This window comes from Pelotomaculum terephthalicicum JT (assembly GCF_022410535.1).
Classification (GTDB): domain Bacteria; phylum Bacillota; class Desulfotomaculia; order Desulfotomaculales; family Pelotomaculaceae; genus Pelotomaculum_D; species Pelotomaculum_D terephthalicicum.
The window spans coordinates 170,651-187,056 of the sequence record NZ_JAKNBL010000002.1 but is presented as its reverse complement, the minus strand read 5'-3'; the positions used below and the strand labels follow the sequence as shown (position 1 = coordinate 187,056).

15 protein-coding genes are annotated in these 16,406 nt (G+C 47.7%); 4 read left to right on the top strand and 11 right to left on the bottom strand.

Features of this window, described 5'->3' with window-relative positions:
- Positions 1-193: 193 nt before the first annotated feature.
- Positions 194-1,195 carry a deoxyguanosinetriphosphate triphosphohydrolase gene (locus tag L9W92_RS03240; RefSeq protein ID WP_376741777.1) on the bottom strand — a complete coding sequence of 334 codons (1,002 nt, stop codon included), beginning with the start codon at positions 1,193-1,195 and terminating at the stop codon, positions 194-196.
- Between the two features lie 115 nt (positions 1,196-1,310).
- Positions 1,311-1,877: an RNA 2',3'-cyclic phosphodiesterase gene (gene thpR, locus L9W92_RS03235; RefSeq protein ID WP_240082307.1), complete on the bottom strand. Its 567-nt coding sequence runs from the start codon at positions 1,875-1,877 to the stop codon at positions 1,311-1,313.
- 383 nt (positions 1,878-2,260) lie between these two features.
- Between thpR and L9W92_RS03230 the strand changes: the two genes are divergently transcribed.
- The 3 genes from L9W92_RS03230 to L9W92_RS03220 are packed head-to-tail and all read left to right on the top strand — an operon-like array spanning position 2,261 to position 5,330.
- Entirely contained in the window at positions 2,261-3,196 is a 936-nt protein-coding gene (locus L9W92_RS03230; protein WP_240082306.1) for a hypothetical protein, read from the top strand.
- A 1-nt stretch (position 3,197) separates the two neighbouring features.
- Positions 3,198-3,950, top strand: a complete 753-nt coding sequence (locus L9W92_RS03225) for a PRC-barrel domain-containing protein (protein ID WP_240082305.1) — start codon at positions 3,198-3,200, stop codon at positions 3,948-3,950.
- A gap of 15 nt (positions 3,951-3,965) precedes the next feature.
- Entirely contained in the window at positions 3,966-5,330 is a 1,365-nt protein-coding gene (locus L9W92_RS03220; RefSeq protein ID WP_240082304.1) for a VanW family protein, read from the top strand.
- A 102-nt stretch (positions 5,331-5,432) separates the two neighbouring features.
- Here L9W92_RS03220 and ppdK read toward each other — a convergent pair whose 3' ends face one another.
- The 3 genes from ppdK to L9W92_RS03205 form a co-directional block, all read right to left on the bottom strand.
- Positions 5,433-8,105 (bottom strand): pyruvate, phosphate dikinase, encoded by a 2,673-nt coding sequence (gene ppdK / locus L9W92_RS03215; protein ID WP_286724866.1) that lies wholly within the window; start codon positions 8,103-8,105, stop codon positions 5,433-5,435.
- Positions 8,106-8,189: 84 nt separating this feature from the next.
- The gene (locus L9W92_RS03210; protein WP_240082303.1) at positions 8,190-9,941 is read right to left on the bottom strand and encodes a phosphoenolpyruvate carboxykinase (GTP); all 1,752 of its coding nucleotides are present in this window, start codon (positions 9,939-9,941) and stop codon (positions 8,190-8,192) included.
- Positions 9,934-10,110 (bottom strand): hypothetical protein, encoded by a 177-nt coding sequence (locus L9W92_RS03205; RefSeq protein WP_240082302.1) that lies wholly within the window; start codon positions 10,108-10,110, stop codon positions 9,934-9,936. The genes L9W92_RS03210 and L9W92_RS03205 overlap by 8 nt, the downstream gene beginning before the upstream one ends.
- A 319-nt stretch (positions 10,111-10,429) precedes the next feature.
- On the opposite strand from L9W92_RS03205, the gene L9W92_RS03200 reads away from it, so the two are divergent.
- Positions 10,430-11,098: a TerC family protein gene (locus tag L9W92_RS03200; protein WP_240082301.1), complete on the top strand. Its 669-nt coding sequence runs from the start codon at positions 10,430-10,432 to the stop codon at positions 11,096-11,098.
- Positions 11,099-11,106: 8 nt separating this feature from the next.
- On the opposite strand, the gene L9W92_RS03195 is transcribed toward L9W92_RS03200, so the two are convergent.
- The 6 genes from L9W92_RS03195 to L9W92_RS18775 all read right to left on the bottom strand — a co-directional run bounded on the left by L9W92_RS03195 (position 11,107) and on the right by L9W92_RS18775 (position 16,298).
- Positions 11,107-11,964 carry a pyruvate, water dikinase regulatory protein gene (locus L9W92_RS03195; protein WP_376741776.1) on the bottom strand — a complete coding sequence of 286 codons (858 nt, stop codon included), beginning with the start codon at positions 11,962-11,964 and terminating at the stop codon, positions 11,107-11,109.
- Complete coding sequence (ccpN, locus tag L9W92_RS03190) at positions 11,960-12,598, bottom strand: transcriptional regulator CcpN (protein ID WP_282442282.1); 639 nt, start codon at positions 12,596-12,598, stop codon at positions 11,960-11,962. Before ccpN ends, L9W92_RS03195 begins: the two co-directional genes overlap by 5 nt.
- Positions 12,599-12,720: 122 nt before the next feature.
- Complete coding sequence (locus L9W92_RS03185; protein WP_240082299.1) at positions 12,721-13,704, bottom strand: cation diffusion facilitator family transporter; 984 nt, start codon at positions 13,702-13,704, stop codon at positions 12,721-12,723.
- A 60-nt stretch (positions 13,705-13,764) separates the two neighbouring features.
- Positions 13,765-14,754, bottom strand: a complete 990-nt coding sequence (locus tag L9W92_RS03180; protein ID WP_240082298.1) for a cation diffusion facilitator family transporter — start codon at positions 14,752-14,754, stop codon at positions 13,765-13,767.
- A gap of 80 nt (positions 14,755-14,834) precedes the next feature.
- Positions 14,835-15,683, bottom strand: coding sequence for a zinc metalloprotease HtpX (locus L9W92_RS03175; protein ID WP_240082297.1), 849 nt, complete (start codon positions 15,681-15,683; stop codon positions 14,835-14,837).
- A 174-nt stretch (positions 15,684-15,857) separates the two neighbouring features.
- Positions 15,858-16,298: a MerR family transcriptional regulator gene (locus L9W92_RS18775; protein ID WP_277444725.1), complete on the bottom strand. Its 441-nt coding sequence runs from the start codon at positions 16,296-16,298 to the stop codon at positions 15,858-15,860.
- Between the last annotated feature and the right edge of the window lie 108 nt (positions 16,299-16,406).

Genomic DNA, 16,406 nt, shown 5'->3' with positions numbered 1-16,406 from the left:
ATATTGTAATATGTTGTTAAGCAACAAATTTACTGCTTTTCCCACTAGCTTTTATTGACCCATGAAAAATTGTTATTGTAAAAAATATTCGTGATAACTTAAGATTTCCCTGCCTGTATTGTGATATTTTTTCAATATGTTGTAGTTCAACTCCAAATATTATTACCATATTTTGCTACAGTTATCACTTTAATCATTCCACCCATGGCACAGGCAAAAAGTATTTCTGATATACTTTGATCGCATATCTGTCCGTCATACCTGCAATATAATCACAAATTGCCCGCCTGGTGTCGTTGGATTCCGTTCGTTTGAGGTATTCACCTGGTAAAAACCCTTCATTTTCTTGGAAGTGCCTGAATAAGCGCTTAACGACGTGACGCGCTTTTGCTTCCTCCCGCTTGGCCTCTGAGCCAATATATACATATTCAAAGAGAAACTCTCTCAACCGGTCAGTCGCCACCTGAAAAGCGGGACTCATAACAATTCCCTCCGCATTGTCCCAGTTTGTATAAATTAAGTCCAGCACCATATTATTAATCCTCTCCCGGTGTTCATAGCCTAAAACAGTAAGGCATTCGACGGGAAGCTGCTCTCTGGTCAAGACCCCGCCGCGTAAAGCGTCATCAATGTCATGATTAATGTAGGCAACGCGGTCCGCGATTTTCACAATCTGACCTTCCAAAGTTGCCGGTCTGACCGGACCGGTGTGGTTCAGAATACCGTCCCGCACCTCAAAAGTGAGATTTAGTCCTCCTCCTCCTTCCAGCACATCGACGACCCTCAGACTCTGTTCGTTGTGCTTAAAGCCAGGTTCAAACACCTCGTTCAAAGCTTCCTCCCCGGCATGCCCAAAAGGAGTATGCCCCAAATCATGTCCCAGGGCGATTGCCTCGGTCAAATCCTCGTTTAATCTTAGCGCCCGGGCAATTGTGCGGGCAATCTGGGCAACTTCAAGAGTATGAGTAAGCCTTGTCCGGTAATGGTCTCCTTCCGGTATTGTAAAAACTTGTGTTTTATGTTTAAGGCGACGGAAACTTTTTGAGTGGATAATGCGGTCCCGGTCACGTTGAAAAGCGGTGCGAACGATACATTCCGCCTCCGGTTTAAGCCTTCCCTTGGTTGCACCGCTAAAACAAGCGTGGGGCGCTAATACCCGGCGTTCAATTTCTTCGGCACGCAAACGGATATCCAACATTTGACACCACCTCTACCCAAGTATTCAGGAGTCAGAATTCAAAATACTTCAAGACAATGACTCGTTTAGCTTCCGCTAAAACTAGGGGCTAGTTGGGGGACTCCACTGCCTTTCACCCTGGCAGTTGAATCCTGGACAAAACGTAATAATTAGGTCCTTTTGGACTTAGCTCACTTAACATCAATTCTATTGAACAAATTTTTTCCGAACATATTATTTCGTTTTTTCCCGCAAGCATTTCCGCCCTTTTCAGCACATCCGGGAAACCGGCGACGGAACGGACCCTGGCTAAGGTAAGGTGAGGAGAAAACCGGCGTTTCTCCGGCATAAATCCAATCTTACTGAGCCCTTCTTGAACCTGACGCTGCAAACGGAACAAAATCGCGGTATTTCCTGATATACCCATCCAAAACACCCGTGGCCGTTCTGCCGACGGAAAAACTCCCACCCCGCCCAGATCAAGTCTAAAAGGATAAATTCCGTTTACGGAATGTTGCATAACGTTAACAAGGGCAGAAACTTGATCTTCAGGGACGTTTCCGAGAAACTGAATAGTAAGATGCAGGTTTGCCTCATCAACCCACTTTAGATCAGAGGGAAGATGCCGAAGTTCCCTGATCAAAAAACCTAATTTTTTTCTTGCTTCATCAGTAAAATTAACCGCCACAAACAATCTCATCTGCCGTAAAGTAACCACCCCGCAAATAAGTTCAATAAAATAAAAATGATAATTCGCCGTCGATACCCGTAAACTCCTCCCTAATAACAAAGGAAATTTTATCTATATATTTTTTAAAAAAAGTTACTGTTAAAAACAAAATTAGCACTTGATTTATTGTCTAATTAATTTGATAATTATTTCAGAAGGTCTGAGGTGAAAACATGCAAGAATACCTTATTATACTACTACTCACGAGCCTGGTCTTATTAGTAATATTTCTTTTATTAAGAAAAAGCATACCCCTGCTTAGCACCCGAACCATTTATGGTACAGTGGCAATTTCCTTAACTCTGGGGGCAATTTTCCCCGCTGCCTTATCAAATCTTACTACAGGCAAGGTATTGGGAATTTATTTAGGATTAACCGTATTTTCCGCAACTGTATTAAGTTATTTTGAGAACAGATTCTTCCTGAAAGCCAATACCGTCCCGGTTAAAGGTGCGGCCTCAGAATCTGACCTCCCGCTTGCCGCCCCGGATGTTGCATCTGAACCCGGAGACGTTGCCGGGAACAATCAACTCGAATCCGGCGGTGATTCGCCGGAATTATATCCTCCTGTTGAATTTGCCCAGCCGGTTGCTGAAGATGCGTCGCACCCACCGGTTGCCTTAACGGCGCAGCCGGACCTTCCTGTGGATATTACGCGCGATATTGACCTCCCGCGCGCAGCACCGGATATTTTGCCTGAATTCGATCTCCCGCCCGCCGCACCGGATACTATGTCCGAACCGGACACCCAGTCTGCCGGACCGGATGTTACTCCTGAAGATGAACCGGATTATACCGGGCAGCTTGCCGCCTCCCCGGAGGAAAACCCGGATCAGGAGAACAACGCGGATATGGGATTAGAAGACTCGGCCGTGCCAATAAACGACGGCATGGTTAATGATTATATATCAGCAGGTTTTCAAGCTAAAGCCAGAGGCGACATGGACGCCGCAGCGGACTATTTTTTCAAAGCCTTCCGCTTATATCAAGGGCAGCAATTGTCAATCGCTCTGGCTATGGAGATAGCCGCGGTTTACCAGGAATTGGGCCAGTATTTTCAAGCTAAAATGATTATCGAATCAGTTTTAGGGCAGGAAGGCTTAATTCCAGATTTTTCTTTAAAGCAAAAGCTAAAGAAGCAGATCATATATTTAGATACGCTAGTCGGACTTCTCAGGATGGCGAAAATGTCCAACGCTCCTTATTCGAAGGTACCCAATTTAATAAAAATGAAGGCAAACATTGAAACGTCTGTAAAATTAGCAAATTTAACTATGGAGGCGGGATAGTTTGAAAAACAGTCGGCAAGTATTTGGGCTACCGGTTTTAAGTATCGAAGAAGGCAAACAAATAGGTATAGTTAAGCACCTGGTTTTAAACCCGGAACTCGGAAAAGTAAGCTATCTGTTAGTCGAAGACGCGGCATGGTATCTGGGTTTGAAAACAATGCCCTTTGAAGCGGTGCAAGGCATTGGCGAGTTTGGGCTGACTATTGGCAGCCGTTCTGCTCTGTCAGCGGTGGCGGATTCACCCGAAGTTATAGCTCTGCTTGAAAAAAACCTTCGTCTGCCCGGGACTCAGGTTCTTAGTAAAAAAGGCCGGTTGGTGGGCACCATCGATGATTTTATTATCGATGAGAATAACGCAGTAATCATGGGGTGCCAGTTAACTCTTGTGCGCGGTGAAAAACCAGCCGGGATAATCCCCAGAAAATCCATCCTTACTTTTGGCCGCGATTTTCTAGTGGTTGAAGAAAATATAGAAAACATGCTGGTTGCGGATATACAGGAAAGTGACGCAATTCCCGCTGCAACGCAGGAATTGCCAAATTTTGAGAAAAGCGACAAACAGCCGGTAGACGCTTTGGAACACTTTGAAGAACAACAGCGGAAATATCTCATCGGCAAAAAAGCAACCATGAAAATCGTTGCCGACAACGGTGAGGTTGTGGCCGAGGAAGGCGATACAATCACCAGTGAAATGATTGAACGCGCCAAGGCTGCCGATCGCTATATTCAGCTCACCTTGAATATCCGCGATTAACCGCTGGAGAAAAAAATGCCGCTTTTTAAAAAAGCTTTTCTCCTGTCACTGATTATTATGTTTCAATCCGGCGCGAGCGTTGTCGGAGCTGCTGCAATCCTGGATAACAGGTACTCGGAATCAATCCAACAGGGCGTTGCTGTCAAAGGCGTGCAAGTTGGCGGTTTAAATCCCGCGGAAGCCGCGGCAAAACTGGAAAGCGCATTGCCGCGTCCCTTGGACAGCACGTTTGTAATCAGTAACGAAGGAAAAAGCTGTTCAATTATTCTATCCGATATCGACGGTAGTTATGATTACTTGGCTACCGCGGGGGAAGCGTTTGCGTACGGCAAAAAGGGCAATCTGCTTAACCAGTTGATGTCCAATCTGCGTCTCAGGGTTGCGCCGGTTGACATGCGGGTTAGAATTACTTTTTCCGGTGAAAAACTGGCTGACAGGATTAGGTGTATCCAAAAGGCATGGGATACGCCGCCTAAGGACGCGGAAATCAAGCTGTTGAATGATCAAATTGTAATTATTACCGAAAAAAAAGGGTACCACCTTGATTTCGATAAAACTATGGAACAGGCCCGTCTGGCGCTGGCCGGGGGAAGTTTATCCGCTGAGGCGGCGGGCCGCGTCCTGGAACCGGGGATAACTTCCGCCACGCTGGAAGAAATCAACACGTTACTGGCCGAATACGTGACCAACTTCGATGACAGCGCCTGGAACAGGACTCATAATATCGCCCTGGCCAGCACTGCGGTAAACGGCACCTTGCTAAAACCGGGAGACGTGTTCTCATTAAACCGGCGCCTAGGTCCCCGCCTGGCGGAAACAGGGTATTTAAAAGCCCCAGCATTTATTGACAACCAGCTTTCTCTGGACTATGGGGGAGGGGTGTGCCAGGTTGCCACCACTCTGTACAACGCGGCGCTGCTTGCAGATTTGACAGTTATAGAGCGTTATTCGCACCCTAGTCCGGTAGCTTATGTTCCGGTTGGCCGCGACGCCACCATAGCCGGAGATTACCTGGACTTAAAATTTATCAATGAGCGGGACACACCGGTTTATATCTCCAGCATGGTTGAATACGGGAAATTGACGATCCGTATTTTTGGCGCCGAAAATAAAGACGGGCACTCGGTCAGGATCACCTCAGACTATGATGCAATCAGTCCAAATATTATCACATACGAGGATAATACGCTTTCGGAAGGTGAAATCAGAATAAAAAATCCCGGCAAAGCAGGATATCAAGCATGGGTGTACCGCGAATCAATTGTTGATAACCAGGTTAAGTCCAGAACGCAGATCTCAAGCGACTACTACGCGTCCGAAGACAGAGTTATTGTTGTCGGCCCAAAACCCAAAGAGAATGGTAAAGAGAACAAGAAATAGCACGTTGATGCGAAGGGAGACCATTTAAAGTCTCCCTTCGCATTTCAAATACAAGCAAACCCGCTCGACCTTAATTAACGTCTTCGACGGCCTTCGGGCATATTAGAGCGTGCCGAAATCCCTCTTCGCGCCGGGCATATTGTTAACCTTGGCCTGGGCCGCCGCCAGCCTGGCTATGGGTACCCGGAACGGTGAGCAGCTCACGAAATTCAGCCCGGCGAGATGACAGAACTCGATTGAACTAGGCTCGCCACCATGCTCGCCGCAGATACCGATCAGCAAATCAGGTTTAGTGGTACGCCCTAATTCGACCGCCATCTTCATCAGTTTGCCCACACCAAAGCGGTCAAGCACAACAAACGGGCTGTCGGTAAAGATTTTCTTCTCCAGATAGGCGGGGATAAATTTCCCTTCCGCGTCGTCTCTGGAAAACCCTAAAGTGGTCTGGGTCAGGTCATTAGTGCCAAATGAGAAGAACTCCGCCTGTGCGGCCACTTCGTCGGCCAGCAGCGCCGCCCTGGGCACCTCAATCATAGTGCCGATTGTGTAATGAATTTTCACTCCTGTCTCTTTCATAACTTCCTCACCGACATTAATAACAAGTTCCCGCAGGTAAGCCAGTTCTTTCACATCGATAACGAGGGGTATTTCAATTTCCGGAACAGGATTGTACCCTTCCTTGATCAATTGCGCGGCAGCCTGCAGCACTGCCCTGGCCTGCATCGCGTAAACTTCCGGGAAGGTGATGCCTAGACGGCAGCCCCGGTGCCCCAGCATCGGGTTTTGCTCGGAGAGCGCCCGCACTTTGCGCAGCAGTTCTTCTTTCTTGTCAATTTCACGTTTATCGCCGTTAGTCAGCCGCAGGGTGGTTATTTCCACCACCAGTTCCTCAGCGTTAGGCAGGAACTCGTGCAGCGGGGGGTCAAGGAAGCGGATGGTTACCGGAAAACCGTCCATCGCTTTCAAGATCCCGTAAAAATCGCCCTGCTGCATCGGCAGCAGCTTGGCCAGCGCAACCTGCCGCTCTTCCAGGTTGGAGGCGAGAATCATTTCCTGGACGATCGGCAGGCGGTCTTGCGCCATGAACATGTGCTCGGTACGGCACAAACCGATCCCGGCCGCCCCGAATTCGCGCGATTTGGCGGCGTCTTCCGGTGTGTCCGCGTTCGCCCTTACACCAAGCGTGCGAATTTCGTCCGCCCATTCCAATATCTTTTGGAATTCCTGAGAAAGCTCCGGGTCAATCATCGGCACTTCACCCAGCATAACATTGCCGTTAGAACCGTCGATCGATACGATATCGCCCTCTTTTATTTTTAAATCACCAATAGTGAACAGCTTATTGCCATAATCGATCCGCATTGCTTCGCAGCCGCAGACGCAGGGCTTGCCCATCCCCCGGGCAACCACGGCGGCGTGGCTGGTCATGCCGCCCCTGGAAGTCAGCACCCCTTGTGAAGCTACGATTCCATGAATGTCATCGGGAGTTGTCTCGGTGCGCACCAATAGCAGCTTTTTACCCGTCTTTGCCAGTTCTTCGGCCAGTTCCGCGTCAAAAACCACCTCGCCTGATGCCGCGCCGGGAGAAGCCGGCAATCCCTTGGTCACCACATCCAATTTGGCGCCCGGATCAATACGGCGGTGCAGCAACTGGTCGAGTTGACCGGCCTCCACGCGCAACACCGCGTCTTCCTTTGTAATCAGCCCTTCTTCAACCATATCCACGGCGACTTTTATTGCCGCCGGCGCAGTGCGCTTGCCGTTCCGGGTCTGCAGAATCCACAGTTTGCCGCGTTCAACTGTGAACTCAATATCCTGCAAGTTCCGGTAATGTTTTTCCAGCAGCTTGCAGGTATCGGCAAACTGCCGGTATATTTCCGGCATATCTTTTTCCAGCGCGGCAATCGGCTGGGGAGTGCGGATGCCGGCCACCACGTCCTCACCCTGCGCGTTGATCAGGTATTCACCGTAGAGCTTCTTCTCCCCGGTGGACGGATTGCGGGTAAAAGCCACGCCGGTGCCGCAGTCATCGCCCATATTGCCGAAAACCATCGCCTGGATGTTTACGGCGGTGCCGAAATCGTCGGGGATCTTGTTCAGCTTCCGGTAAACAATGGCCCGGTCATTATTCCAAGAATTAAATACCGCGAAAACAGACATAAAAAGCTGCTCGACCGGCTCCTGCGGGAATGAGCGCCCGGCTTCCTGCTGAATCAGTTTTTTATAATCAACAATTACTTCCCGCAAGTCTGCCGCCGTAAGCTCGTGATCAAAACGCACATCAGATTTTTTCTTCTGCGCCTCAAGGATGCTTTCAAACTTATGGTGCTCCACGCCCATCACCACGTCGCCGAACATGGTGATAAAGCGGCGGTAGCAATCCATGGCGAACCGTTCGTTGTTGGTGGCTTTGGCGAGGACTTCCACCGTGCGGTCATTCAATCCCAGGTTCAGCACGGTGTCCATCATGCCCGGCATGGAGACGGGAGCCCCGGAACGAACCGACACTAAAAGCGGGTTGTTTTCATCACCAAACCTTTTACCCAACTTGTCTTCAAGCAGTTTTATTTTTTCTTTTACCTCATCTTCCAAACCGGCGGGAAATTTCTGCCCCAGGGCGGTAAAATCTCTGCATGCTTCGGTTGTAACAATCAAACCCGGCGGCACGGGCAGCCCGATATTGGTCATTTCGGCCATATTGGCGCCTTTGCCGCCAAGCAGCATTTTCATTTCCGCATTTCCTTCCTCAAAAAGATAAACGTATTTGTTACTCACAGCTTTCCCTCCTGAATTATACTTTTTAGCAAGCTTGCCTCTCCTTTAATAATAAGCAAAAGAACATGCCAAGTAATATTAGACTCATTTATTTAATCTGTCCAAAACCGCTTTGTGTTCATCCATTATTTCCTTCGGCAGCTTATCTCCAATTTTCTTAAAAAAGGGTAACTGTTCATTTAACTCTTTTTCCCAAACCTCTCGGTTAACACTTAACAGGGATTCAATTGTCCCGGCAGGCAAGTCCAACCCCTCCAAGTTAAGAGCATCCACTGCCGGAATATAGCCTATGGGAGTCTCGACAGCTCCACCTCCGCCTGCACAGCGGGAGATGATCCAGTTCAAAACCCGTAAGTTTTCACCAAAACCAGGCCAGAGGAATTTACCCTGCTCGTTGGTGCGGAACCAGTTAACATGGAAAATCTTTGGCGGGTTGGAGATCTTTTTACCCATTTCCAGCCAGTGGCGCCAGTAGTCGCCCATGTGATAGCCGCAGAAAGGCAGCATGGCCATGGGGTCCCGGCGCACGATGCCGACTTCTCCGGTATCGGCCGCGGTAGTTTCCGAAGCGATGGTGGCGCCCACGAACACTCCGTGCTGCCAGTTATAGGACTGGTAAACCAAGGGAGCAACTTTCGCCCGTCGTCCGCCGAAGATCAATGCCGAAATGGGTACGCCTTTGGGATTTCGCCATTCTGGTGAGATTGAAGGGCACTGACCGGCCGGAGCAGTAAAACGGGAGTTCGGGTGGGCGCCGTTTGTGCCACTATCCGGTGTCCAGGGATCTCCTTTCCAGTCAATACCGTGCGCCGGCGGGTCCTGATCCAGTCCTTCCCACCAAATGGTACCATCCGGCCCTTCAAGCACGTTGGTGTAAATGGTGTTTTTCGATGCTGCGATCAGCGCGTTCGGGTTGGTTTTTGAACTTGTCCCGGGTACAACACCGAAAAAACCCGTTTCTGGGTTCATAGCCCACAGACGGCCGTCTTCGCCAATCCGCATCCACGCGATGTCGTCGCCTACCGTCCAGGTTTTATAACCTTTTAAAGCCGGCGGGGGGACAAGCATCGCCAGGTTGGTTTTTCCGCACGCGCTGGGAAAGGCTGCGGCGACATAGGACACTTTACCCTGGGGATTTTCCACACCCAGGATCAGCATATGTTCGGCCAGCCAACCTTCGTGCCGCGCCATATTGCTGGCTATGCGCAGAGAAAAGCACTTTTTTCCCAACAGGACGTTGCCGCCGTATCCGGAACCCACGCTCCAAATGGTGTTATCTTCAGGAAAGTGCATAATGTAACGCCTTTCGGGATTCAGATCGGCTTTTGAGTGAAGGCCTTTGACGAAACCGGCGGAATCACCAAGCTGCTCTATTGCCGCTTGACCCATCGTGGTCATAATTCTCATATTTAAGACCACATAAATACTGTCGGTTAATTCGATCCCAACCTTACTGAACGGCGAACCGGGCGGGCCCATAATATAGGGAATAACATACATCGTTCTTCCCCGCATGGAACCGTCGAATATCTTTGCCGCCTTTTCATATGCCTCTTCCGGCGCCATCCAATTGTTTGTCGGCCCGGCGTCTTCTTTTTTTCTGGAACAGATGAAAGTAAGGTGTTCCACTCTGGCAACGTCATTTTTTTCTGTCCTGTGAAATAAACAACCAGGATATTTTTCTTGATTCAGATACTTTATCTCCCCAGTGCTGACAGCTTCTTCGGTCAGTCTGATTCTTTCTTCGTCAGACCCGTCAAGCCAGACAATTTTGTCCGGCTTGGTGAGCCTGGCCATTTCTTCAACCCATTGAGTTACCGCCTTATTATCATACATAACAAATCTCCTTCTCCATGATTCCGGCGCACTGCTTCCTTGCCGCCGGGAGTTTGAACTCCGGCATGCCGGCTGACCGGCAGGCGATCTGTTGCTTGTCCCGATAAATTGTCTTGTGGGCTTCTTTTTTTCCAGTGGCCTGGAAGCGCACACCTTCGGCGATGACCACTAAAACGGCTTACTCCATGTTTCTTGTATCATTTAATGCGTCGAAGATACAAAAATTGTTCCATTCCTCTCCCCTTTCATTATATTTTTCCTTCACTGGCGTAATCATCCCTTAATGCGATATTATTCTATCACGCAAAAAAGATTCCAAACAATACATAATAAAATTGTCACGCAAATTAGAATCAATATTATTTCCCATAAATATAAAATTCCCATGATATTTGGGAATTAAACAAGAATGTAAAAATTTTGGAATATAATTTATTCGATATGATTATGTTGTATATAGATCATTTTAGGCCGGGGGTAAGATTACCATGGAGCTATTCGGCGACTTCACACTCATGATTTCACTGCTGCAGATAATTGTGATCGATCTTATTTTGAGTGGGGATAATGCCGTGGTTATCGGTATGGCTACCAGGAACCTGGACATCCGCAGCAGGAAGAAGGCCGTAATCCTGGGCGCGGCAGCCGCCATTTTACTGAGGGTATTTTTCACCTGTATAGCCGCCGTCAGTCTGGTGCAGATCCCTTTGCTGCAGTTGTTCGGCGGTCTGATGTTAATCTGGATCGCCGTGAAACTCCTGGTGGAAAAAGACGTCGACTGCACGGTAGTCTCACCCCAAAGGAACTTGTTCAGAGCCATTAAGACAATCGTGCTGGCCGATATGATTATGTCTTTGGATAATATCCTGGGCGTGGCCGGAGCGTCACACGGAAACCTGTTCCTGCTGCTTCTCGGCCTGCTGTTCAGCATGCCGCTGCTAATGACCGGCAGCCAGGTACTGGCTGGCCTGATGTCCAGGTTCAGCTGGATTACCTATGTCGGCGGTATTATTATCGCCTGGGTTGCCGGTGAAATGATTTACGGGGAAAGGCTGATAATAAATCTCCTTCCACCGGCTTACTTCTCAATGTTTATACCGGCCTTTTCAGTAATCGCCGTATTAATCATGTCCAGGGCGATTAAATCACGCCAATAGCTCTCTGGTTACTTGTACTCTTCTACTCTTTCCCCGCGAAAGTATATTTCCATCACCTTGCTGGCAGTTTCCTCCACTGCTTTATTGGTGACGTCTATAACCGTGCAGCCGGTCTTTTTCATAATATTCTCAGCATATTCCAACTCTCTATGAATACGCTCCATACTAATATAGTCGGCATTGGAAGTAATACCGAGAGTTTTCAAGCGCTCCCGCCGTATTTCGTTTAATTGCTGGGGCTGGATACTCAACCCGAACAATCTGTGGGAAGGCAACCGGAAAATTTCTTCCGGCGGTGATACTTCAGGAACCAGGGGCAAGTTTGCGGCCATAATCTGCTTTTGGGCCAGGTACATGCAAAGAGGTGACTTTGACGTGCGGGAAACCCCGATCACCACCAGGTCGGCCCTGGTGATACCCCGCGCGTCCTTTCCATCGTCACATTTAACAGCGAATTCAATAGCTTCAACCTTGCGGTAGTATTCTTCATCCGTTTTACGAATCAATCCCGGTTCAAGCTTCGGTGGATGATGAACAATGGCGGATATGGCGTCAATCATCGGGGTCATGATATCCAATGTGGGGATGCCTTGTTTTGCCGCTTCCCTGACGAGAAGATCACGCAGCTCCGGAAGAACCAAAGTATAAGCAATCAAACTGTTGAAGGCACCGGCCTCCTCGACGATCTCCGGTATCTCGCCGGGATCGTTAACATAGGGCACCAGGCGGATTTCCACTGCGTCCTGATTGAATTGACTGGCGGCGGCCCGCGCCACCAGTTCGGCGGTATCACCTACTGAGTCGGATATGGCATATATGACAAGCTTTAGATCATTCTTGGCAGAAATAGTGAACTCCTCCTTAATTTCCTTCTCCCAATTCCACAAAAAGCCTTGTAATGTTAGTCTTGCTTAAACGTCCGACTACTTCAAACCCGTCGCTCCCGTCCGGCTGAGCAACCTTGCGCACGACCGGCAAAGCGTCAACTTCATGAGTGATTAACTTCCAGGCTGCCGACCATACTGACTCTTCGGAGTGGGTGAACAGCACGTTGGGCATCCGGGTCATAACCACTCCAACCGGCAGTTTCTGAATATCCTGGCCGCCAAGAGTTGTTTTGAGCAAGTCTTTGCGGGAAATAACCCCTTCCAACAGCCCGCCTTCTTTAACCACAAAGAGAGTACCGACATCTTTAATGAACATGGTGACCACCGCGTCATAAACAGAGCATTTTTCCGACACAACAATAGGAACCGACTTAATATCGGCAACAAGTATGCTGTGGATCTTTTTGGCCACAATCTGGTGCGGAAACTTGCCGCTATGAAAATACCCGACTCTGGGACGCGCCTCAAGCAGTCCTGACATGGTCAAGATAGCCAAATCCGGCCGCAGAGTCGCCCTCGTCAGAGAAAGCTTTTCAGCAATCTGCTCGCCGGTTATCGGCCCCATGCTTTTAACGATCTCTAAAATAGCATTTTGCCGCCTGGATAGTTCCAAAACAATCGCCCCTTGAGAGCATAAAATGTTGATAAACTAACTGACTCATATATTATACTACCGCAGGAAACAGTTCAACCTTTCTTTATCAGAAAAATAACACCCCGGCGGAAAAAATAAAACTAATGTTTATCCAGCTCATTCAGTTCTGTTCTTTTTTTCTGCCAGTCGGAAATTTTGTCGTCAGCGACAACTTCTATATTGATTTCCTTTACAATATTAAGTCTTTTGACAATCCTTTTTTCCACCTCTGCAACTATATCATCAGCATATTCAATGCTAAGCTTGGGCTTGGTCTCTATGGTCATGTTAACCAGCAGGGAATGGGCTCCAATATACATTGTTTTTATCTCTTGGACATCAGTAACGCCTGGAACTCTCATGGCAATGTCGCCGATTCTCCTTACTATATTGGGGTGAGCCGCCCTGCCGATAATCATATCCCTGTTCTCATAGGCCAGCATGACGCCCATTACACCCAATATGATTCCGATTATAATTGAGGCGGCACCGTCGTAAACTATGTTATTTGTAACCTTGCTTATGGCTACTGCAATCAATGCTATGACTACTCCAACCAAAGCCGCAAAGTCTTCATAAAAAACAAACTTCACTGCCGGGTTGGCCACATTGTTGATATTTTTAAAAGAAGCCGCTATGGCTTTGAACCCTCTTGCTTGTACACCGACGTCATTTAAAACTGCACTCATGGCCGCCCTGACAGCGTACATTTCAAATAATGCAGCAAGGGATAAAGCGATGACCAGGAGTTCTACAGCCTCAATGGGGTGAGGGTCAATTATCTGGTGGTAGCCTCTGGTTATAGAACCCATACTGGTGACACCAAACATAAATACTGAAGCAATAAACGACCAAAAGTATACTTCTTTACCATAACCGAAGGGGTGCTCCATGTCCGCCGGCCGTGATGCCAGCTTCATGCCGACGAGCAGGAAGATGCTGTTAACCAGGTCCGACAGCGAGTGGAGAGCTTCAGAAAACATGGCCGCACTATTACCGACCCAGGCAGCAATAGCTTTTGTTAAAAAAACAGACAGGTTGGCAAATAAGGCAATCCATAAGGCTTTATAGCCCGTAGAATGCAAGGAGTGGCACCGCCTTTCGTCATGGGAAAGAACCTGCTCCAAAAGAAGCAGGTTCTTTAATTACATAACCTCACTTACAGTTTTTGATTTAAAATAAAAATCGGTTTTTCTTTTCCAATCCTGAACCATATCGTCTGCGAATGTTTCAATATTAATGTGTCTGACACTACCCAGATTAATTTTAATAATTTTTTCTATTTCGTCATTAATATCCTCTATAGATTCTATATCAAGGCCGCTTTTTACCTTGATCTCCATGTTAACCAACAATGAATGAGATCCTATAAACATGGTTTTTATTTTAGGGACATCTGTCACACCGGGCACCTGCATAGCCAGATTATTAATTAACCGTACAGTATCCGGACAGGCTGAGCAGCCAATGATCAGCTCTTTTAACTGGAAAGCAAGTATCAAGGCCATACTGCCGCACAGAAGTCCCACACAGATTGAAGCAAGTCCGTCAAACAGATAGCTGCCTGTCCAACTGGCAATAAGCGTTGCACTGAGAGACACCCCGGTTCCGATTACTGCTGCAGTGCTTTGCAGGACCATTATCTGATTGGTGGGGTTGGTATTTCTTTTAAACAAACGGATATAGTTTTTCAGTATGTAATCACTATCTTGAACCTCTTTAGGCACACTGCGGGCAAGTGCTGATTTGAGAAGAAAACACTCATAGAGAAAAGCTATTGCCAGGGCTAAAACCGGTAAAATGTCTGAAGTTATCACATACTGTTCTTTAATTTGTTTAAGACCCCTGCCGACAGCGCCCATACTGGCAAAACCCAGCATAAACACCGCGGCAATGAATGACCAAAAATATAACTCTTTGCCGTATCCAAAAGGATGTTCGGCATCCGCCGGACGGGAGGCCATTTTTAGTCCAAGCAGGGAAAAAACGTCATTTAAAGTGTTGCTTAAGGAATACAGGGTAGAAGCATATATTGCCGCACTGCCGCAAGATAACGCAACCGAACCTTTAACGATAAACAGACCTAGATTAGATAAAACACCATTCTTTAACCTGCTAGGGTCCGCTGGGTCCATAAAAAAGAAACCACTCCCTTATAAATTAATCAATAACTGATTAATTTATATTGTAGTTACAGATAAATTATTCTTATTACTTACAGACTTATTCTCCGGAGCCTCTCTACCCTTTCCTGAATGGGCGGGTGCGTGCTGAAAAGCTTCATCAGAGAAGCACCTGAAAACGGATTCACGATAAAAAGGTGTGAAGCGGCGGGATTAACCTGCATTGGTATGCGGTGTGCTCCTGACTCTAATTTTAGAAGCGCATTCGCCAGGCCGGCGGGTGATCCGGCTATACTGGCGCCGGTTGCATCGGCCATGTATTCCCTGGAACGGGAGATGGCCAACTGAATAATCGTGGCTGCTAAGGGAGCGATGATGGCCATGATCAGGCCACCTGCCATACTACCGCCACCCTCGTCTTCGTCGTTGCTTCCGCCCATGCCAAATATAGCAGCCCATTGCAGCATATTGGCCATCATGGTTATGGCCCCGGCCAGGGCTGCGGCTATGGTGCCTACCAGGACGTCTCTGTTTTTGATATGGGCAAGCTCATGAGCCAACACGCCTTCAAGCTCGGAACGGTTTAATAGATGCATGATGCCTTCCGTAACGGCTACCGCCGCATGGGAGGGATTGCGGCCTGTGGCAAAGGCGTTGGGCTGGTGGGATGGCGTTACATAAAGCTTTGGCATAGGAATGCCTGCCCGCTGCGATAGTTTCTTTACTATATCATAAAGATCAGGAGCCTCTGCCTCAGAAACCGGATATGAGCGGGTCATTTTTATGGCAATTTTATCGCTGTAAAAGTAGCCGAAGAAATTCATCCCCATTGCTATCAGGAAAAACAGCATTGCTCCGGAGCGGCCGCAAATGGCATTGCCCATTAACACAAGCAGAACAGAAAGCGTACCCATCAATAACCATACTTTTATGGTGTTCATTTAGACCTCCACCTCTAATAGTTTTTAAATTACTAAAATTCGGCCAGCATTGCTGCGCCCAGCAGGCCCATCACCATGCCGCCGATAAAGCCGCCGAAGCCGGGCCTGCCGTAAGATACTATGCTATCTAGCACATTCCTTTCAAATTGCATTTATACAAAAAAGGAGGTTTATCTAGGGCATTAAATCATTAATATACATCAATAAAGAATTGACTATCATAATACTTTGCAGAAACATTTGTTTAGTCAACACAGCAGCTTGCTCCGGCCCCAGGCTGGATACCACGGCAGGCTGCAGCTGGGTAAGTTGGTTTTCAAACTGTTTGACTTGCTCTATTATGGAATCAATATCATTTGGCCTGCCTTTGTTCCCTTTCCTTGCTTCCCCCAAATTGCCATCCAGGAGACTCAAACGCTCCTTAATCTCCTCCAATGTTAACCTTTTCTCTTTCAAACCTTCAATTAATTTAAGCCTAATCAAGGATTCTTCAGAATAATACCTATAGTTCCTTTCTGATCTTACAGGCTCTAACAGGCCCAAATTTGTGTAATAATCAACTGTCCTTTTACTAACCCCTGCCAACTCGGCGATTTTTCCAATTTTATATTTCAATAACTCCCCAATGGAATCACCTCAGAATTTTTTTATCTTCTTTAATATACTTACTATATAACCAACATAGCGTACAGTCAAACGTTACGCTAGACTTTTAATGCTAAA